Origin of the sequence: Bradyrhizobium sp. 186 (assembly GCF_023101685.1) — a bacterium.
Taxonomy (GTDB): domain Bacteria; phylum Pseudomonadota; class Alphaproteobacteria; order Rhizobiales; family Xanthobacteraceae; genus Bradyrhizobium.
Genome location: NZ_CP082164.1, coordinates 1081815 through 1101677 on the forward strand (window position 1 = coordinate 1081815; position 19863 = coordinate 1101677).

The 19863-nt window shown below is 59.4% G+C and carries 9 protein-coding genes and 5 pseudogenes; 3 read left to right on the forward strand and 11 right to left on the reverse strand.

The window, feature by feature from the left end; translation table 11 throughout:
* Positions 1 to 267 precede the first annotated feature (267 nt).
* Positions 268 to 3162: a Ulp1 family isopeptidase gene (locus IVB18_RS04885; RefSeq protein ID WP_247991554.1), complete on the forward strand. Its 2895-nt coding sequence runs from the start codon at positions 268 to 270 to the stop codon at positions 3160 to 3162.
* A 117-nt stretch (positions 3163 to 3279) separates the two neighbouring features.
* Positions 3280 to 3604, forward strand: a pseudogene (locus IVB18_RS04890) (transposase); the annotation flags it as partial.
* 33 nt (positions 3605 to 3637) lie between these two features.
* Here IVB18_RS04890 and IVB18_RS04895 read toward each other — a convergent pair.
* Both IVB18_RS04895 and IVB18_RS04900 read right to left on the reverse strand, forming a co-directional pair.
* Positions 3638 to 4979: pseudogene (locus IVB18_RS04895) on the reverse strand (IS701 family transposase).
* A gap of 333 nt (positions 4980 to 5312) precedes the next feature.
* Positions 5313 to 5675: pseudogene (locus IVB18_RS04900) on the reverse strand (transposase); the annotation flags it as partial.
* 517 nt (positions 5676 to 6192) lie between these two features.
* Between IVB18_RS04900 and IVB18_RS04905 the strand changes: the two are divergent.
* Positions 6193 to 6394, forward strand: a pseudogene (locus IVB18_RS04905) (transposase domain-containing protein); the annotation flags it as partial.
* Positions 6395 to 6993: 599 nt separating this feature from the next.
* On the opposite strand, the gene IVB18_RS51880 reads toward IVB18_RS04905, so the two are convergent.
* The 9 genes and pseudogenes from IVB18_RS51880 to IVB18_RS04955 form a co-directional block, all read right to left on the reverse strand.
* The gene (locus IVB18_RS51880) at positions 6994 to 8601 is read right to left on the reverse strand and encodes an AAA family ATPase (protein WP_346732608.1); all 1608 of its coding nucleotides are present in this window, start codon (positions 8599 to 8601) and stop codon (positions 6994 to 6996) included.
* Between the two features lie 800 nt (positions 8602 to 9401).
* Positions 9402 to 9704: a hypothetical protein gene (locus IVB18_RS04920; protein WP_247988153.1), complete on the reverse strand. Its 303-nt coding sequence runs from the start codon at positions 9702 to 9704 to the stop codon at positions 9402 to 9404.
* 318 nt (positions 9705 to 10022) lie between these two features.
* A pseudogene (locus IVB18_RS04925) lies at positions 10023 to 10251 on the reverse strand (transposase); the annotation flags it as partial.
* Between the two features lie 78 nt (positions 10252 to 10329).
* The gene (locus IVB18_RS04930; protein ID WP_247988154.1) at positions 10330 to 11583 is read right to left on the reverse strand and encodes a TlpA disulfide reductase family protein; all 1254 of its coding nucleotides are present in this window, start codon (positions 11581 to 11583) and stop codon (positions 10330 to 10332) included.
* Between the two features lie 537 nt (positions 11584 to 12120).
* Positions 12121 to 13317 (reverse strand): MFS transporter, encoded by a 1197-nt coding sequence (locus tag IVB18_RS04935; protein WP_247988155.1) that lies wholly within the window; start codon positions 13315 to 13317, stop codon positions 12121 to 12123.
* A 47-nt stretch (positions 13318 to 13364) separates the two neighbouring features.
* Positions 13365 to 14306 carry a sulfotransferase gene (locus IVB18_RS04940; RefSeq protein WP_247321901.1) on the reverse strand — a complete coding sequence of 314 codons (942 nt, stop codon included), beginning with the start codon at positions 14304 to 14306 and terminating at the stop codon, positions 13365 to 13367.
* A gap of 29 nt (positions 14307 to 14335) precedes the next feature.
* Positions 14336 to 15643, reverse strand: a complete 1308-nt coding sequence (locus IVB18_RS04945; RefSeq protein WP_247988156.1) for an aminotransferase class III-fold pyridoxal phosphate-dependent enzyme — start codon at positions 15641 to 15643, stop codon at positions 14336 to 14338.
* Positions 15644 to 15666: 23 nt separating this feature from the next.
* Positions 15667 to 17184, reverse strand: a complete 1518-nt coding sequence (locus IVB18_RS04950) for a GMC family oxidoreductase (protein WP_247988157.1) — start codon at positions 17182 to 17184, stop codon at positions 15667 to 15669.
* 815 nt (positions 17185 to 17999) lie between these two features.
* Entirely contained in the window at positions 18000 to 19694 is a 1695-nt protein-coding gene (locus tag IVB18_RS04955; RefSeq protein WP_247988158.1) for an outer membrane beta-barrel protein, read from the reverse strand.
* Positions 19695 to 19863: the final 169 nt, after the last annotated feature.

The window sequence follows — 19863 nt, forward strand, 5'->3', positions numbered from 1 at the left end:
GGTTTGGCGAGCGGTTACCTGTTGCCCAGGAAGCCGGGGCGCTCTTCTGCAGCAGCCAAGGCTGGGCAGGTGTGAGTAATGCACGAGCTCGGAGCGGCGCGCGATAACAGTCCCTTTTTGTTCAATTTGGCGATCTTGACGTCCGGCTTTTTGAAGCCGGAGTCTCTGTGGTCAGTGCGCCGGAGTGTGGCTCCGGGGCAGCTATGAAGAGTCTTCTCATCTAAGGAGAGTCGTGTGGAACCGATCTATAACGATCCGAACTCTTGGATGCGCTGGTACGCCGAGCAGCAGGAGTTGCAGCGTGCGGGGCAAGAGGCCGACGTCGACCCTGCGGATCAAGCTGGCTTCGAGCAGCAATTGGGCGAGCTGCAACTCAGCTCTCCTGAGGAGAGTTCCGGGGTTAGTTCCCCCGACACTCCAGCCGCACGGTCGCATGAAAACATCCAGCGTACGGACGTTGGTGGTTCGATGCGAATGCGGCCAAGGTCCAACCTGCGGGACAATTCGTTCAGCAGCACGCGTCACAGTGTCGATGTTCCTAGCGCTCACCTTGGCGCGGGTGCGACGGCCTCGCAGTCTAGCTTGCGTGACCGGTTGTTCAGTAGCACGCGCTACACAGCGCCATCGGAACCGCAGCCTGCGGCGCGGACGAAGGATAGCAAAAGCCGTGGACTGTTTTCTCGTGTTAAGTCAGGGTTCGGCAAAGTCTTCGGAGGAAGTGGTGGCGAAAAGTCGTCCGGCGGCTCGACATCCGAGGTGGCCTCTTCAGAGCTTCGGATGGATTTCGCCAAGCGTGGTCGCCCCGCTGGCCAGGACATGCATCCCGAAGACGAGGCCCGCATCGAGCAGTTCGCGGAAGCAGTCCGAGGATACGAAATTCTCCCCGACGGTAGCACCGGCCGAGGGGACGGAAGGGTTTGCGATGGTACCCTCAGGACCAATTTAGGGCTTCTTAGGGGGTTTGCTCGTTGGCTCCGAGCAGAGAACAGGGGTTCGATGGCTTCTCGGCTTTTAAACGATCCAGAGTCACTAGCCGCTGATATCGCGGATTACAGGGCAGGCGGTGGGGATAATCATAACCGTCTCAAGTCGGCACTGTCTCATTTCAGGAGGTTCGCGCCTAACGAGCAAGAACTCCAAGCCGTCGGGCCCGGGCCGCGCCTGATGGGGCGCCAAATACATTATCCTTATCCCGAGGACGCCCACCTCATTGATGGCCTGGCCAATGAAGAGCTGAACAAGCTCGGATCGGATTCGACTTCCCAGAGGAAAGGTGTCTCGGAACGGGCCAGCAAACAACGTAGGTTTAGTGATTGGCTCCAAAGGGAGGGTAGGGGGAACATAGTCAGCCGACTCACCGGCAGTGATCAGCAGCAACGGTCGTTGATGGAGGATTACAGGGCCTTTACCAAAGCCGAGGGAAAAGTGGTCGTGAGTTTCGATCGGCTTCGGCAGTATCTAGGCACCGAGCCCCAATTGAAGCATCATCATCCTTATCCCGACGACGCCCGCATGATTGATGGCCTGGCCAACGAAGAGCTGAGCAAGCTCGGACCGGACTCGACTTCCCAGAGGAAAGCTGTCCGGAATATGGCCATAAATCAACGTAGGTTTAGTGATTGGCTGCAAACAAGGGGTAGGGAGAGCATAGCGAGCCGTCTCAACGGCAGTGATCAGCAGAAATGGTCGTTAAAAATAGATTACCAAGACTTCCGAGACTGCACCGAAGCCCTCAGAGGATTTTCCGTGGGTTTCAAGCGGCTTGGGCAGTACCTACAGGTCGTTGAGGCGAACGCGGCGTCGGGGTTGTCCCCTCAGCAGGCAAGTGGGCGGGAATCGGCCGGTCCGGAGGGCCGCTTGGATCAACCTACCGGGTTCGGATCAACCTGGCCGCTGCAGCAGGTTGATCCATCGATTCAAGGCCGCAGCGAATTATCGCTTGGCCCCGAGGATTGGCTGGGCGACGAGCATATCCAGAGGGATTACGAGCTCCTGGAGCAGGAGTTGCAGGGGAACAATCCAGATCTCGCCGCCCGGACGCGGTTCGTGGATCCCCTCATAGCCAATTATCATCTGCGCTTGGGCCCCGAGAGCGTCGCGCTAAGCGCATTCCAGCGCATCGTCCATAATCAGAACGGTAACGACACAGCCGACTTCCTGTTCGTGCCAGTGAACGATGCCAGTGCTACGGATCGTCATCGTCGCGGCACCCATTGGTCGCTGCTGTTCGTTGATCGCAGCGACCGGGAACGGCCGGTTGCCTATCATTATGACTCCTTCCGGGGATACAACGACAAGCTTGCAAAAATGCTCGCACAAAGGCTGGGTACGCGTCTGGAGCCTGTCCGCATGACCCGGCAGGGGAACGGTTGGGATTGCGGAGTCTTCGTGGTTGACGGCACGCGGGCGCTTGTTAGGCGACTGGCGCAAAGACGGCCGCCAGCCGTGCTGCACCTCGACAACCTCGTCGCCGATCGGCAGCAACTCCAACGACGTTTGAGGACCGCTCCCAGCAGTGCGCGAGCGGCGGCTGCAGCGGATCGACCGGGACCCTCAACGCAACTTGTCGATTCGCCAGGGTTTTGGCGTGGAGTGGATCAAGCCGGCCAGCCTCCCGCCGATAGCTGGAACACAGCGAACTTCTGGCAGGATTTGTCGTTACCCGCCCATTCGCCAGTGCAAAGCGTCAATCCGCCAAGCCCACCATCATGGGAGCAAAGCTTCGGGACATCGATAGCAGATCGACCGGGACCCTCAACGCAACTTGTCGATTCGCCAGAGTTTTGGCGTGGAGTGGATCAAGCCGGCCAGCCTCCCGCCGATAGCTGGAATACAGCGAACTTCTGGCAGGATTTGTCGTTACCCGCCCATTCGCCAGTGCAAAGCGTCAATCCGCCACCATCATGGGAGCAAAGCTTCGGGACATCGATCTTCGCGCCACAGTACATGCCGCCAGCGCAAGACTTAGGAGGATTCGTCCCTCCGAGTTGGCAACACGGCAATCAACCGGCGCCGGAGAACCTCCGGCGCGGAATGCACTGGCATAACGTGCTGCCGAACGCGGACCGACCACAGACCCACATCAGGATCCATGATGTGCCCTACACGGCCACTCTGGGGCGATCAGGCAAGCAGAACGACATTCACGTTTTCCTGGAATAGGGAGGAAAAGATCGAGCAATAGATGATAGTCGTCCGTGAAGAACCCAAAGAGCTATCGCCCAAAGTTGGTGACGGCGGGAATCGGAAAGGCGGCATATCGTGGGGCCTCCACTTCTCCAGGATGCCGATATCGCGGCGGCGCCCGATGTTCTAGCGCTCGCGCCGCCCATGAGCGCGCTCCTCGCTGACAAAGGGTATGACGGCGACAACCTTCGCGGCGAAATTGTTTCGTCGCGGCGCCAAGCCCGTCCTCCCCAACATATCCAACCGCGTCGTCATCCATCGCTTCAACAAACGCGCCTACAAAGGCCGAAATGTCATCGAGCGCTGCTTTTGCAGGCTCAAAGACTTCCGCCGCATCGCCACCCGATACGACAAGCTCGCCCGGAATTTCTTGGCCGCTGTTCATCTCGCCGCTCTCGTCGCATATTGGCTCAATTGAGTCTGGACTCTAGCTAGCACTACTTTGGCAGATTTATTCACGCCGCTGCTTCCGCCGATTTGTCTTCTGCAGTACGGGCATCGCTGAGGTCGTGGTTGAACGATGAGATCGACGATGGCTTGGCGTACGGCCGGCAGGCTCGGCTGAGGCGGTGGACCGTTGATTCTTTTTTTCCGCCCCGCTTGTGCGAGACGGCGATGCTGGAGGAATGCGTAAGCGGTCATGGTCATGCGCGCATGACGATGAAGGCCCTGCCAGGATCGTCCCTCGAAGTGATCAAGCCCGAGTTCTTCTTTCAACTGCTGATGGGCCTGTTCGCAAATCCATCGAGCTTTGGTCGTGGCAGCTAACGTGCGCAGATTCGTCTTGGCCGGCATATTGGCGAGATAATATTTCTTCTCTCCCGACGTCCTGTGTTCGCCGATATGAGCCAGGCTTCGTCCCCCGGAAGATGCTGCTGGCCCATGTCCTTGATCCGCTGCGGAGGTCCATCAGCGGTCCGCACGCGAACCGCGGCGAAGCGAGCTTCCAGCCGGCCCTTGGTCTCGTTTCGCCAACTCACATTTTGCCACTTAGCATTGGCCAGCATGTCTTCGGCCGCCGTCGACAATACATCGGGAATGTGCCGCTTGCGGGGACGACCTCGACCGGCGACCGGCCAGATCAATTTAACCTCCACCGGATAAACCTTCTGGTGACGAGGGATACCGACGGCCCAGGCCAGGCCGCATGTCGTGAGCCCCTGACGGAACGGCGCGCTGAGGCCGTAACCGGCATCCGCCAGCACACAGCCAAAGCGCATACCGGCTGCCATCACGCGATCGATCTCCGCCAAGGCGATTTCTGGCTTGGTCCGCGCTGCGCGGTGCTCGACTGGAACGCCCGCACGCTTCAAACGCACCGGATTGCTCGTCCAACTCTCGGGAACGAAGAGACGCAATGCCACCATGACCGGCACTTCACCCCGCGCAAGCGTCAGCGACACCAATGTTTGGCAATTAGCCGTCTTGCCGAGAGACGAGGCATATTGTGGAGCGACACCAACCGAACGATCGCCCTTCTTCGGCATCGCCGTGTCGTCGATGACCAGCACCGCATCTTTGCCGCCGACCAGGCGATCGGCCTGAACGAGCAATTCCGCCTCCAATGGCGCCACATCCCAGAGGCCATCAGCGATGAAATGGTGCAACTGGTCATACTCGCCCGGTGCCAGCCGCTCCGCCATTGGCTGGACGCTCTTGCGATCGCCCGGTCCAATCAATCCCGAGATATAAAGCGGACACATCCGCCGCCGCGCCTTGTGCCCTAAACGATCCAGGAATGGCTTGAGCCAGCTCCCAAGCTCGTCTTCCCAATTCGACTTCGTGTCCACCATGGTCGGCCCCCCAAAAGCCGACCACCCATGAATCATTGAAAATCTGATTCGGGAATCTGGAGGGTTCTGTGAGGTCGCGCAGACGCGAACGTACGGCAGACGCCTGTGACGCGACCTCATTGAAGCCGGATTGAACGAAGGCGCGGAAGGGTGGGCACGGTGGTGAGGCTATGGGGATTGTTCGCGATCGCAAGTAGCTATCGGCAGACTGTGTATCTGAAGCGGAGACGTGCTGGTTGCGCATCGGCGGCAATTTGAGACCGGGAGCGTTTTGCAGGCGGTCGCGATCGATGGGCCGCTGCATTGAATGGTTGTCGTCGCGCGGTGTGGCCGCACGACTTGGTGCAGCTGAAGATTCATCTCCATCAAGGCCTTCTGCATATGCTGGATGTGTGAGGCCGCGTACTCCAGCAGACGCTCGCGCTGACGCACGTAGGCTCGCAGCTCGGCAATCTGCCCTTTGGGCCGAAAGCTGGCCCGCAGTAACCCGAATGAATGGAGCCGCTGCAGCCATTGCGCATCGCTAACATCGGTCTTTCGCCCCGGCACGTGCTTGGCATCGCGCGCGTTGACAAGAAACACGGTAAATCCCCGAGCATCGAGAAGCTCGAAAATCGGAATCCAGTAGACGCTGGTCGATTCCATGACGACGGTCTCGACGCCGCATTCAGTAAACCAGTCGACCAGCCGATGCAGAAGACGCGGCCGATCGACTTCCGCTGTGGCCACGATGGGCTTGCGGCGAAGGTGCAGGAGATGCTTCCGTCCGCAGCACGACATCGCCGATCGCGATCTCAAGCTTGATCGCCGGAACCTGACGCTCCTCCAACGCGCTTTCCACGACCAGCGGTGCGAATGTCTACTGCGATGCCTCGCACGGCGCCAACATGCCTCGCTGTCGAAAGCGGCGTCGCCAATCGTAATCTGCCAGCGCGTCGCTCCGTGCTTGCGCGCCACCTCGGACACCTGGGCACCAGGTAGCAGACTCTCGGCGACGATCCGGGCTCTCTCAGCCTCCGAACGCACACGGCGCCCCGACGGTCCTTCGAGGACCTCCAGCCGGCTCACCGGCCCTACCGGTGAGCCGCCCAAATGGACGTCCTTTTTGCTGTCCAATCCCATCCAAACCTCCGTTCCAAGCCGGAGGCTTCTTCGCACATTCATTCTAACTCTGAAGCCAGGGTATCAGCTTCGCGCTTACTAATCCGGTGGAAGCGCGATTCGGCCGATCTGCTTGACCAGAAAACGCCTTCTTCGCTGGTCATGAGGTCGGAGCCGAAAACTGGGCCTTGCTCGCATCCATCGTGGCGACCTGTAAGCTCAACGACGTCAACCCGGTCGCCTACATCGCCGAAACACTCGAGGCGATCATCACGGACCATCCCCAAAGCAAAATTGACGACCTCATGCCATAGCGGTTCCTCAAAACGTCCAGCCAGCATCGATAGGGTCGCGGCTAAGCCCTTACGAAATTCCTGCGGACCACGTCCGACGTGCGATGCACTTCCTGCGCTCCTCCACGGCTTGCATGGCGATGAACAAATGTCCTGCTGACCCTTGCCTGGATGTGGCAGACGGCAACCACAGGGAGGTTCATTACCAATGACGCCGCCGCTACATGGGCGATGCCTCATTTACCTGAGCCAATGACGGAGTGTTGGCCTATCCGCCCGAGGCGTATCGTGGCAGAGCCAAGGACGATTGGAAGAACAGGCGGCCAGATTCGCGGCAAACGGCAAGTCACCCACACCAACAGGTGATTGCACTTCTTACGGAGTACGAGGAGGCTGATTTGAGCTCAACGTAGACCAATTTCCTTCTGAAATGGACGTGATGTTGTTGTTCATCCGCGTCTCCATCGCTTCCAACGCAACAAATCTATCCGGCATGCTCATAAAAAAATAGGGGAGGCCGCGAACTCTGCCGCGAGCTAACCATTGCTAGCTTCATGACATCGCAGAACGACCTTCCTTGGCTCGATAGACCTTCGTTGATCAGGGGTGAGGTGGTCAACTCATAACGGGTGTCGGACCCACACATTCGGTTCCACGTAAACTCCATAGTTCTGCTCAACCGACACAAGCACTGGTACCAATGCGCCCTCGACCTCTGCTGTGCCTGAACGTTCGAACACGGCCCCCGTCCACTGTGACCACTCCGCGATCGTCCCCACGATGGTCATGGAATAGGGGGCGATCTTCACTATTCTGCCTCCGATACTAACGTGGGTTCGTAGCCATGCATCGATTGGCAAACCGTCGGCGCGCTGGAATTCGACATACTCGCGCATAGGCATCCGGGAGCCGAGTTGCTTTTGGCTGGGCCGGACAGGGACAAACATTTCAGCAAAGCCCATCTTCTTCGCGCATGCCTTCAACGCATCCAGCATCGCCACCGCGTAGCCTTTGCCTCTTGTTTTGGGGACAAGAGTGATTTCCAGCGCGCACATCGTGGTTGGCGAGCGCCCAATAAGCCTGTCTTCATGAGCCCAACGGATAACCTGATCCCAACCGCCGTCTGGCAATTCGGTGCGGCCCTCAACGTTGAAAGCGAATGGAATACCGAACGCGCGTCCGACGACCTCGCCATCGACAAGTGCTCCAAAAGCATAATCCAGGTAATCAAAAAATACTGATCTCCCAAAATACAGCTTTGCGGTTGCGTCATGCTGCATGAACTCGGGCCACATACCATCCAACTCCTTGGAAAAGACCGAGGGGATCATGTCCGGTCGTTCCCGCAATGAAAATATCGCTTCGTGCGCTGCCGATGCGGCCTCGCGGTTCGCCACAGCCTCCGGAGCGTTATAGGCCGCCTGCGCCGACGCGACCTCGCGACCGAGTTGAAGCGCTTCGCCCATTCGGCCCAATCGGGCTCGTCCGTTCGCGAGCGCGTTTCGGCCTGCAGCCAGTCGCGCCGTCAGCTCGGTGGGCGCACCTGGCGCCGCGGCGGCGATCACTTGGAGCGCGCCGGAAACGTCCCCGGATCGGCTGAGCGCAGCTTGTGTCTCAGACTGCTGCGTTAGTCTGTCCGCCAGCCGCGAACGGGCAGCCTCGTAGGCGGCTTCGTCTTTAGAGTACGCGGCTTCGGCGGCAGCCACGACTTCCTTTGCTCTGCTACCCGCTTCGGAGCCTTCCAATGCGCCCAGCGCCGAGCGAACGAGATCGAACCGCTCCGTTTCGGTGAGATCCAGGCTGAGCGCGGCGATCCATTCATCGCGGATGATCGACGTTCGGGTGAGCTGCCTGAGCGCGTTGTCTGGCGCAGGACCACGGCAAAGCGCGGCGTGGATTTCCTCCGGTGTGCGATCGGAGCCGGATTCTCGCGTCCGCGTGATGGTAAATGGCTTTCCGTTGTCGTCGATGAACGAGACGGTGACGTAGTGAGCTTTGGGAACACCTTCGCCGCGCCACCAAAGGTAATCGCTAAGGCTCTCCTTCGCCGCCTTCTCGACGGCGTACTTGTCGATGGAGCCTGTGATCGCGAACTCGACCGCATCGCACAGTGTGCTCTTGCCTACGCCGTTGCGACCGGTGATGACGGTGAAGCCCCGTCCGAAATTAATCCGGACGAGATCCCTGAAGCCGCGAAAGCCGCATACTTCGATGAAATCGAGCCTCATGATGTCGCTCCCAAAATGCGAGCGACCTCTGCCGGTGTGGTTTCATTGAGGAACGCGGTAACGGCATCGGGAGGAATGTCCTTCAGCCTGGTACCAGTCTCGTTTCAAAGTTCGACGCGCCGAGCAGCGGCCTGGAGCGTATTGACAGCAGCGGTAGAAGCGCCTTCTCAATGTCATCGGCTGTGGTGATCGAGGCCCTGGCGATCTTTCGGGTCAAAGAGAAATCCTCTTCGATGCGCTCGATCTCGCGCCTTCGGCGTGCATCCTGATCCGGGGTCAGAAAGACCGAATAGACGTTCCACGCCTTCGCTCCGGCGCCTCGCAACGAAGCGGCGTGCCGAACGAGGGCGACACGGTCAGCTTCTCTTCCACCTCGTCAGCCGCCTTTATGAGCGCGCTGAGACGGTGTTGGAATTCATCAGCCGAGGCGACGGGCAACCGCACTGAGTTGGCGAATGAATTTTATCGGGCGCCTGGCTTGCACAGGTCTTAAATACGGAAGGAATCAGAATCGCTATGACCTTCTTGCACGCCGCTTAGACGGTAACCCCCGAGCTTGGCAGCGAAGCGACCTAACAAGAAAGCTTAGTTTGCCGGGAAGATGACTGGCGAGGTTTCCCGACGATAATGCTGAGATCGTCCCGAAATCTGAGCGCGACAACCAACTTCGCTGCGACGAACATCGGTCCGACCAACAGATGGACAGGATTGTCGATCATCGCCGGCCGCCGGCGCTCGAACACCAAGTGCCCAATGATCAGCAATGCAGCGCCTGTGACCATCAGGATAGCAGTAAGCGACTACATCCCGGCGGTCGTCACATGGTTGAGGATCACGGCTGCGGCTTCAAGCAATGCGACCGCAGCGACAAGGATAACGAAACCAAGCGCGAAGTCGAACACAAGCCAAAAGGTCAGCGCCGGAGCGAGTGCGATAATTGGCACGGGGATTTTGATCCCGCACGTTGTGAGGACCCACAGGCTAAGAGGAATGAGGGGAGCCAGGAAGAAGAACAGGATGCCCAAAACGTGCATCGCGCAACTCCATGGGGCGCGATGATACTCCACGTAGTCCGCAAGCCAGCGCCGGAAATAGAAGTTCATGATGCTTGCTTCGCCAGCCATGTCAGGCATGGCACAATTACCGTCTGCCAAGCGCATATGCTGGCGCCCACACATACCTAAATGCGGGAAAGCCTCGCGTCAAATCTCCCAAAAACAGCACATGCGTTAGATTCGTGGACTTGGTGCTCGCCGGACCTGTTTGAGGGCGAAGGCTACGCACTCGTTTGGGTCGTGGCGTAAGATCGGTCAGCGAGAGGCCGGAAACATTTACGCAGACTTTCGAAGTCGGATCGCTTAAGAGCGTTGCACAGGCGGAGCAGACTATACATTTCGGCGGATCACGTCCTGCAGCATCTACTTGTCGAGCGACAGATCGCCGACCAGTTTTCTTCAGCTTGACGTTCTTCTCCCGAGTTGCTTCAGCCGACGCATCTCGGTCAGCAGCAGACCGTCACACTTCTTCTTCCAATTGAAGTAGGTCGCTTGGCTGATCCCGGCCTTGCGGCAGTTGTCCGCGACCGGGACCGTCATGGCCCCGCTTGAGAATAAACGCCTTCTGGCCGTCCGAAAACTTCGAGGCCTTCATCGTCGGTCGCTCCTCCCAGCCGAGGGGATTCGGCAGCGAAAACTCTCGCCAAAGATGGTCCAGTTTGTCGGCCTCAGATCAATTTGAAGCTTTGGGAAATCTGTCTTGTGGAGCTGCGCGAACAGCGCCGTGGCAAGCCTTCTCACCCTTGTAGTTGGCCAGCGCCTGAACCAACAAAGAGATGTCGTGCTGTTTCCGTTCAACCGGAACCTGCTCAGAACTATCCAGCGACTTCAGCGCCGCCTCAACCAACTCGATCGCGCGATCCTTGTTGCCGCTCTCGTAACAAAACTGAGCGACCGCCGGATAGGTCAGGTGCTTGAGGCCGTCGCCCCGTTGCGGAGGATTCAGCGCCAGGATGTGTTCGGACAACTCCTTGCCCATCTCAAGGCGCTCGGCCCGGGGGAAGTGGGAGTTATCATTCGCCGGATTGAAGAGTTGGTGCAGAGCCTCTCCCATCCATTCCTCAGAGTGTTTGTCGATCGCGTCCCGAACAAATTGGCGCATGACCTGCAAGCCGGATTGCAAGTCACGCAGTTTATGAAGCAACAGATCCGCATGGAGCATGCGGTAGTTGAGGCTGTCCGGCATCGCAGCGAGGGCCTCTTCGACAACCGAAAGCGCCTTCGCCCAATCGCCCGCCTCCAGCGCGCGCATAAGTTTGAGGAGGCGTTCGCCTTTAACGATCCGCTCCGCATCGGCGGCTTTAGCTTTATCGCTGGTGCGCCACGCGCCGTTCAAAATTTTTGGAAGAATGTCATCGAGCTGCTTCAAAGAGCCAATAAAGGCGATGTGGCCGTCACGATCGACGACGAACAAGGTGGGAATCGTGGCAGTATAGCTGCGTTCCATCCAGAGCTTGTGCATTTCGCCTGAGCAGTCGAACCCCATCCGGTAGTTGAGATTCGGCACCTTGTCGGTCAGCCATGCGTCCAACTTGCTTCGAGCCTCGTCCACTGTCGCAGCCCGTTCATAAATAGCGAGTCCTACGACCTCAACTCCTCTGTCTTTGTATTTTTCTTGTAGCTCGGCCAGAGGGAACAGCGCCGCCACACAAGGTGCGCACGAAGTTGCCCAAAAGTCGACGATGTACACTCTCCCCGGCTGGAAGCTGGCGAGGGGTTGGCCGCGCAACCAGTTCTCCACCTTGATCGGAGGAGCTGGCGATCCTAAGCCCAGCACCAAGTTACCCTCCGAAACGCATGCTGACATACCGCTGTTCATTGCTTTCTTCACATGCAGTTGTGGCCGGTCGGCGAGTCCTGCCGCCGACGCAGGGAGTTCAAGTATCGTGCCAACTGCAAGAAGGGGCAGCAGAAGAGCGCTTTGCATGTTATTCAAGGCTCGATTGGGAATGTGCGGCGGACCGGCTCGAACATCACGTCGTGAACGCGAGAGGCTCAATGGTCGCGAACACGACGAGCGTCAGCGTCATCGGGCATGCGGATCGGGTCAAGCCGCTAGGCAATTCGCTTGGACCTGGCCCACATACTTGCAAGTCTCGGTGGCCAACATGAAGAAGGATCTACACGAGGCCTCCACAGCCGGGAATTGGTGCGAAAAACTCTAGCCAAAATCGTCACACTCGGCTGCCGCCCCTGATCGATGAGCTGTCTGGTTAAGGGTGACGGTCGCATCGCCGCGCGCTTGAAAAGCCTCGCCAGGGTCGATCTCCTCATCCTTGATGGTGTGAACGGCCTCACCTCAACGGCATCATAGTGCCAAGGCGTGGCCGCCAGAGCGCCACAAAGAAGGAAGACCGTCCACGACGAAGTTTACGTTGATCCGCCACAACGTCAGGCCGCCGTAGCTCGCGATCGCCGAGCTCGGGGATCTTCATACACAGCCCTGTCTGCCAATCCGTAGCGATCAGAGATGCAAGCTGTGCTTATGACGTAGGGGCGATCGCCAGATCCACAGCACGGAGGCCGCGCCCAGCACGCTGCTGGCCAATAGCGTAGTGCGCAGGCCAGGCCCGGCGCCGACCACACCGCCAAGCAGTGCACCTAGTGGTGCAAGCCCCCACACTACGCTTCGGATGCTCGCGTTGACACGACCCTGCACCCGGTCCGGAGCTAGCGCGTATCGAACGAGGACCTGGTGTACGTTGTAGATCTCCTGACCGAACCACAGCACGAACTGCGAAAGCGCCACGCACACGATTGCCGCCCATCGCGGCTGCGTGAGAAGCGCTGTCAGAGTCATGCCTGCGGCGCTGAGCGCCAGGGCGACCATCAACACAGGCCCAAGGCCTATCGTGCGGCCGGCCCACGATGCGGTGAGCGCACCCACCACACCACCGAGGGCGCCGATGCTGAGTACTACCCCTGTCGTCCAGCCGTCCAAAGCTAGATGCTTCGTCAAATAGAGCAGAAAGACAGCGGAGTAAGCGTTGTAGCAGAAGATGAAGCTGCCGGTGGCCAACGTGACAGCACGCAGAATTGGGTTGCCAAACACCGTCGTCAGTCCTTCCGTGATCTGACCGAGTACCGAACCTGATCCAGCGGGCGGTGGCTCAGCCGCCCGCATTGGCACCAGTAGCAGCAACGCGGTCGCGAGCACGAAAGAGGCCGAGTCGGCGAGAATTGCGAACGGCGCGGAGAACGCGCTGACTAGCCAGCCTGCGAGGAATGGACCGACTGCCACAACGCCAGATCTGCTGAGCTGCCAGGAACTCTGCGCCCTGACGAGTCGAGCCCGATCCACGACCGTCGGCACACATGCCAAATAGGCCAAGTCGGCGATAACTGCGGCCGTCCCGACAAGCGTGGTCGCCATATATAGCAGGAACATTCCGAGTTGCCCAAGGCTGGCGAGAATCGGAATCGTTGCGAGCGTTACCGCCATCACCAAATTGGCGGTCAGCAGGATGCATCGGTGTGGGAGGCGGTCCACGAGCACCCCGGCGAACAGGCCGATCATCAGGTTCGGCGCCCGGCCGCAGGCAAGCAGTAGCCCGGTCTGTGCCGGGCCGGCCTCCAGCAGAGTGATTGCCGTCAGCGGTAGCGCCAGCACGGTCACTTCGGAGCCCAAATCCGACACCGTACGCCCGGCGAGCAGTGCCAAATAGCTGCGTGGCAATCCACGAGCTGTTGTGGAGATCTCAGCGGGATTCACGCGTCGATGACCAGGCTCGAGGCCGACAAATAGCCCAATCGGGCCAATTCACTGCCGGCGATGCCCTCGAACTCCGCGATCTGCGCGGGCGTCAAATCCTGCGTGTGGCGACCAAGGCGACCGGCGTGCAAAGGCTTGCCCGTGGACTCGGCCGCCGGGTGGCCGTAGGGCCGTTCGAACAATGCGTGCTCACATTCGGCGTGTCGCAGCACGGCCCCGTCCCAGGGCAGGTGCAAGTGATTCAGAACTCGCATAAGGCTGGAGCGGGGACTCGTCACCAGATCTTCATAGCGAACCTCAAGATAGCGCTCTGGCGGCGCGAGGCGATGCGGCTGAGATACAATCTCGCGCCAGCCGTGCGCGGCTTCAGCTACGGTCCGGTAACCCCACTCCGGTACGGTTCTCAAATGCGAGGCCGCTAGGTCGCGACCATCGCGTACGATGTGCACGAAATGCGCATCTGGCCACAGACCAGCGAAGACGTCGATTTGGGCGATCTTGCGTTGCAGCTTCAGGCCCCATCGCTTGGCTCCGGTTTGCGCTCTGCGGAACTCACCAATCTCGTTGATCAGACTGCATCTGTCGGTGAACGAAACGATGTCGCTCGCTAACTCCTTCATCACGTTCGTGACGAGTCTACGCACGTCGTCGAAGTTCAAGCCGAACCGCAGGCATTGCACTACGAAGTGCGCGCCGTCATACCAGAACGGGTCGATTGCGCTTTTGACAATGCCGGTGACCCGTGGGTCATTAGCAGCGAGCAAGTCGGTCGCGTCCAGGACATGCGGGCCGAGGTTCGGCGGTTCTAGGAAATCGATCTCCGGCCCAACGACCAGATCGCGATGCGAATCCAGCACGACGCTCAGCAAGGTCGTGCCGGACCGGTTATCGCCCCCGAGCAGAACCGGCGAGGTGGAGAACGCGGCGGCCTCGGGCATGGCGGTGTCCCCTATTCGACTTCTCGTGTTCATGGATGGCTCGGCTCGGTGAACCAACGCCGGACCGAATCCGCGGTTGCGAGGAAGTGATCACCGGCAAACCGCACCGCCGCGGCCATCAGGTCCGTATCGCGGCCAGTACTCTCTAGTCGGACCAGAGCCGCCGGCAACGCCTGCCCGGCGGCTTCAATCGCGGCCTGCACGTCTGCATCGGACAGCGCGGCAGACGGCATGAAACGGCCACCGTACTGCATAAGGAAGCCGCGCGACCACATCTCCTGGAAGAACGCGAAACCAAGATCGGCGTTGGCAAACACGACGTCGAACATCGTGGGCCATGCGAACGCGCGAGCCCGCACCTGTTGGCTAGCGAAGACCCCGTTGAGACCGTTGATAATTTGCATGCCAACCTGTCGCATCCGGGCGAGCGCGGCGCCGTTGCGCAGGGCGTCCAGGGTGCTCAGCGCTGCCGCAAATGGGGTGATCTCGCGTTGATAGGTGTTGCCCAGGTAGGTCTTCTCGGCGGCGTTGAGCACCTCCGCTCGCCCTGCGACCGCCGAAAGTGCCATGCCGTTGGCCAGTCCCTTGCTAAGTGTGATCAGGTCGGGTGCAAGCCCGACCGCGGTGTGATAGCCGCCGAGGCCGTAGCGGAATCCTGTCATAACCTCGTCCAGGATAAGCAGGGCGCCGCGCCGGTGGACGAGATTTTGCAATTCCCTGTGATATTCGGGTGGGAAGAAGTTGACCTCGGGTGTGATGATTACCGCGGCGACGCGCTGCTCACCGGAAAGTTTCTCGAATAGGTCGAGATCGTAGCGGAAGTCGACACTGTCCCGGTCCCGGTCGGGTAGCCCCATCGCGGGACGGTTCTGCAAGTGCCAGTCGTGCCAACCGTGATACCCGCTGGTAAGCACCAGATTCGTACCCATGTGCGCGCGAGCTAGGCGGATTGCGGCGGTCGTAGCGCAGGAGCCGGTGCGGAAAAACAACGAGCGTTGCGCTCGTGGGAATATCTCCGCGAGCCGTTCGGCCAGCTCGATCCGGTGCACGGACAATGGCCCGGGCAGGATGCCGCCGGTGCGGCGCAGCTCTGAGACGACATGATCGACGACCGGTTCATATCCGGCTCCGAGCGGTGCAGCTCCACTACAGGAGGTGAGATCCACGTATCGTCTTCCGTCGACATCCCAGACATGCGCGCCGGAGGCACGGCTCATCACGAGGGGAAAACGCCGATTGAGATCCCATTTCTCTGACGCGGTAACCCGTAAGGCACGGCGCAGTGCCGATTTGTGCGTATCCGTCACCGCCAACGTGGCATGGGGCGTGCTGAACATAAGAATTCTCCGGTCTCAGCCGATCAGGCCAGTTGCGTGATGATTCTGCGCGCGATCCGCAGCGCATTCGCCTGAATGGTGAAGGTCGGGTTGACCCCTCCGGGATACGGGAAGAACCCGCCGTCCGCGACGTAGAGATTGTCGATGTCGTGCACGCGACCCCAGCGGTCGACCACGGACTCCCTTGGATCATTCCCCGCTCGACAGCCACCATGCAGATGACCGCTACCGAACTGATACATGGACTCCTCGTAAGCGATCTTTTTCACGCCCGCCGCACCAAGCAGGTCCGACGCGCGCCGGGACAAATAACCTAATCGCCGTTTGTCCAGTGGATGAGTCCGGTATTCGAGAATGATGTTGGACAAGCCTAGCTGATCGTGACTGTTAGCTAGTCGAACCGCGTTGCTGCGCATAGGTTGGTCGGCCGCCAGGAAATGCACTCTCAGCGTGACGTTTCGGCCACGGACCTCCCGCTGTGCCGGACTAGCTTCGTAAATAAGTCCGCCTAGCCCGGAGGGTGCCTCGGCGTCGAGGTAATGATCGGTCATTGCAACGGTTGAGAACGGCCCGCCGGGCGGATGCGAAGGCACGCGGTCGATCGTGACGGTGCCAGACACGTAGCCGCTGACCTTGAAGCAGATGCCGCGCCCGAGCATGCCACTGGCGTTGCCGATGCCGTTAGGCGCCGCTCGCTGCGCTGAGCGTAGCAACAAGGCGGCAGATTGAATCGCATTGCCAGCGAGCACCACGCAGCGGGCGCGGACCCGGGCGCGCTGCCGAGTGACCACGTCCAGCCATTCCACGGAGTCCGCGCGGCCAAGGCTACCAAGCGCGATATGTACAGCTTTGCTGCCAGGGGCGATCGACAGCGCGCCCGGCGGCAAGGAGACGTCAGTGAACGAGGACCGCGCATCGGCCCGCGCGCCGCTTGGACAGAGGTGTTCGTTACAGGGGCCGCAGCGGTCACAAGCCGCGTGGCCGCGGTACGGGATAGAATTGATTGCCAGCGGGGTGGGAAATGGCAGCCGGCCGAGACGTCCGCCCGCAGTCGCGATCAGTTCGCCCTGCAAGCTATATTTGTGCGGCGGCAGCACGGCGGGATCGCTGGGGGGCTCGAGCGGATCGGCACCAGCTAGTCTAGCTATCCCGATCCGCTGTTCGAGCTCCTCGTAGTAGGGACGTAGTATATCGTAATCGACAGGCCAGACCGGATCGAGCGCGTCCGCGGCGACATGCGCTCTCGCGTCGAAATCGACGGTGCGATAGCGGAATGCGATGCCTGCGTACAATGTCAACCCACCGCCGAGCGCCGAGACTGTCCAGGGTCGACCCAACGGCCTCAATGTACCGGTAGGAGAGCGCGCCAGGGCGGCATCATCGACGCCGTTTCGAACCGTTGCCAGTGAGGCACCGGCGGGAAGCGTCCGGCCTGCTTCGAGGACGAGCACCCGGAATCCTTTTCGGGCGATCTCGTGGGCGACGATTGAGCCACTGGCGCCACTGCCAACTACACATACGTCAACGGACTTGGACGTCATTGTCCCACCTGTCGCAAGAGACATCGGCCAAGACTCATGGCGAAATGTCTATCAATGGGCAGGACGGCTGCGTAAACTGTTACTGCCCGCATCGAACGTACGGCCGGTCAGACCGTCGCGACCCACTTTGAAATTCTTACAATATGACGCTCCGTAAGGATCAAGTGCTTTGAGCGGTCTGTTGCCTGAATACGTTCAATATCCGCGGAGGTGGCGAGCGATGAATTTTGAAAGACAAGCCGGTATCCTCAAAGAGCACCTGGCGATGAAGCGGGCGGCAACGAGCCGCGCTGACATATCCCCATCGGCGGAAGGCTACCTTGGCGTTGAGCGCACGCCATGATCATACGGGCCCTTCTTGCACTGCCGAAACGAAAGCTCCGCCTTTTTGAGTTCGAACGAGAGATGTGTTCGCCAGTGAGCGACAATAGCTCTCGAGGGCAAGACGAAATTAAGGGTATAGCAAACAAACCCCGATTCAGAGGGGCACAGATGTCAAGCCATACAAGGCTGGTGAGGTTCAAACCCTGGAGAGGCACGCGAGACCAATAAAGGCTGCGCTGATGATGCAGCCTATCAAGATATTTTAGCGGTCTGCCCATACGCCTTCCGGTGCGGGCATCTAGACCTTTCATTTTCGTTTTTGGGCATTGCCTTCATCTTCATAAAACGACGCAACCTTTCAGCGTTGATTGGCCCGGAGATTGGGACTTCATTCTTGGCCTCTGCCAGCCTCTAGCAAGCTGGATCCGTACCCCTCACCAACGGGGTGCATAGCCCCTAACTTCCGCAGGAGCCTGGCGCATCTCTTTAGTTCAACTTGTAGGAGGCCTGGAAGAACGTTCCCCATCGCTCCATGCTGTACTTCGCAAGAGCATGGGTCTGATCGGGTATACAGCCTCTGCAGTTGGTGACGTCGCTATCGTTTTTGGTCCACATTGCCCAATACCGCGCACCAACGCCGATGCTGAAATTATTGGTGAGGAAGTAGGATAACATAGTTTCGATCTGAACGCCCGCACCGCCGTTCCGCGCTGATAGTAGACTCTAGTTTTAGGATCAAGAAGATGATGATCGCGACCATTGAAATCGGTCCACGGCAAATAGGCAACGTCGGCGCCTAAACGCCAGCGTTCGAGCAGCATGGCCTCGGCGCTGAGACCGACGCGAGGTGCATTCCAGTCAGTGTCTTGACTGCCAATGAGCCTCCGATCGCCCGGCGCCAGGCACGCAAGGGTGGGGGAGGCGATCTGTAGGCATCCTACCGTATCGGACTTCTGGCCGTAGTAAGTCCATCCGAGAAAAGCGCCCAATTTGTAGGTGCCGTCGCGGAGAAAATCGTAACCAACATCGGCCGTGTAATACGTCAACCTCCCATTTGCCTGGCTTGATAACATATTGCTATACGCGCGGCCGTAGATGCTCGAATCTTCGTTGTTGTGTTTGAAGCGTCCGACACCAATATTGCCCTTCAGGAAGATCCCCCAGGGGTTATCAAGGCGGGCAAAGAGTTCGCCGGAAACGCCATCTAATCCCTGATAGGTGAGCCTTGAGCTAGGAATAGCGCTCTCTCCAGGCATCGGGGGTGGGAGGGTGAAGTCCCACTGGAATGTTCCCCGGCTGAGCCAAGCCCGTGAGCCGCCTTCAATCGACCAATCATCCGTATATGCAACGGGCTTCGCTTTGGCAGTCGCTTTATCCGAGTACAACGCCGCATCTGACCGCGCTGGACCGCTGGGATCGCCCCAGAGATGGTAATTCAGGCCGATTTTTCCGACGTGATAGCTGCTAGAAAGGCTGCTTGTGCTGGGGGGGATGATCGCAAATGGCGGACCCTGCATGGTCGGGGGTGTCGCCAGACGTGTCCCATCAAAGCTCATGTAATCGTACTCGAATTTCAAGGACCAAGCAGGCGTGAGCGCTTGCTCAATGCCGGCTCCGACGGTCCAACCGAAACGGCCGTAATCGAATTGCGTGACGTGCCGCGGAAAGCCGGCAAAGCTTTCATCCCAGAATTCGTTGTTGTTGGCGATCTCGCCGCGATTGTTTTGCCAGGCCACCCCTGCCTTGACGTAGCCCAGCGTGCGGCCCTGCGGGCCAAAAGCGTAGCCGACACGAGCGGTCCCTGAGACAAAGACGTTTGGACCTGCCTTGCAGGTAGCAATCACGACATTGCCTGAGAAGGCAAGGCAGCTGTTCGTGCCATCGGAGACAGCATGGCTCGCGTCTAACTCGGCGCCGAACACCCAGCCATTCGTCTGCCAATTGTAGCCGATCTGTCCTCCGGCCAGAAACACAGGCGTGTTGACGATGTCGCCATAAATTGATGGACCGTAGGGGTCACTGAAGGAAGTGCGGCCATGGCCGCCGCCGCCGTGCACGCCGATATATCCTCCAGTCCAGCTCCACAGAGCCACTTTCATGGCCGGATGGAGATCCGCTGAATGGGCGGCGCCAGATGCGACGAGTGCAAATGCTGCTGCGCCCCAAAAAAGAACTCCAGATCCCATATCACCTCTCAACAAACGACGATCTTCAACGCAGCTCGAGGCGTGCGTTGTGTTATCGCTTCTACGCCGCGTGTGGTGTGCAGGATCCGGGCCAGCGCGCGCTATGCACATTGCCGGGTTTTTTGGTCGCGATGTCATCTTTCCGACAAGACCCGTTGTGATCGAAACA

What these genes read in the sequence shown, in the direction of transcription:
- IVB18_RS04885 (WP_247991554.1), top strand. Translation starts at nt 268, where the DNA reads ATGCGCTGGTACGCCGAGCAGCAGGAGTTGCAGCGTGCGGGGCAAGAG.
- IVB18_RS51880 (WP_346732608.1), bottom strand. Translation starts at nt 8,601, where the DNA reads ATGAGGCTCGATTTCATCGAAGTATGCGGCTTTCGCGGCTTCAGGGAT.
- IVB18_RS04920 (WP_247988153.1), bottom strand. Translation starts at nt 9,704, where the DNA reads ATGAACTTCTATTTCCGGCGCTGGCTTGCGGACTACGTGGAGTATCAT.
- IVB18_RS04930 (WP_247988154.1), bottom strand. Translation starts at nt 11,583, where the DNA reads ATGCAAAGCGCTCTTCTGCTGCCCCTTCTTGCAGTTGGCACGATACTT.
- IVB18_RS04940 (WP_247321901.1), bottom strand. Translation starts at nt 14,306, where the DNA reads ATGCCCGAGGCCGCCGCGTTCTCCACCTCGCCGGTTCTGCTCGGGGGC.
- IVB18_RS04945 (WP_247988156.1), bottom strand. Translation starts at nt 15,643, where the DNA reads ATGTTCAGCACGCCCCATGCCACGTTGGCGGTGACGGATACGCACAAA.
- IVB18_RS04950 (WP_247988157.1), bottom strand. Translation starts at nt 17,184, where the DNA reads ATGACGTCCAAGTCCGTTGACGTATGTGTAGTTGGCAGTGGCGCCAGT.
- IVB18_RS04955 (WP_247988158.1), bottom strand. Translation starts at nt 19,694, where the DNA reads ATGGGATCTGGAGTTCTTTTTTGGGGCGCAGCAGCATTTGCACTCGTC.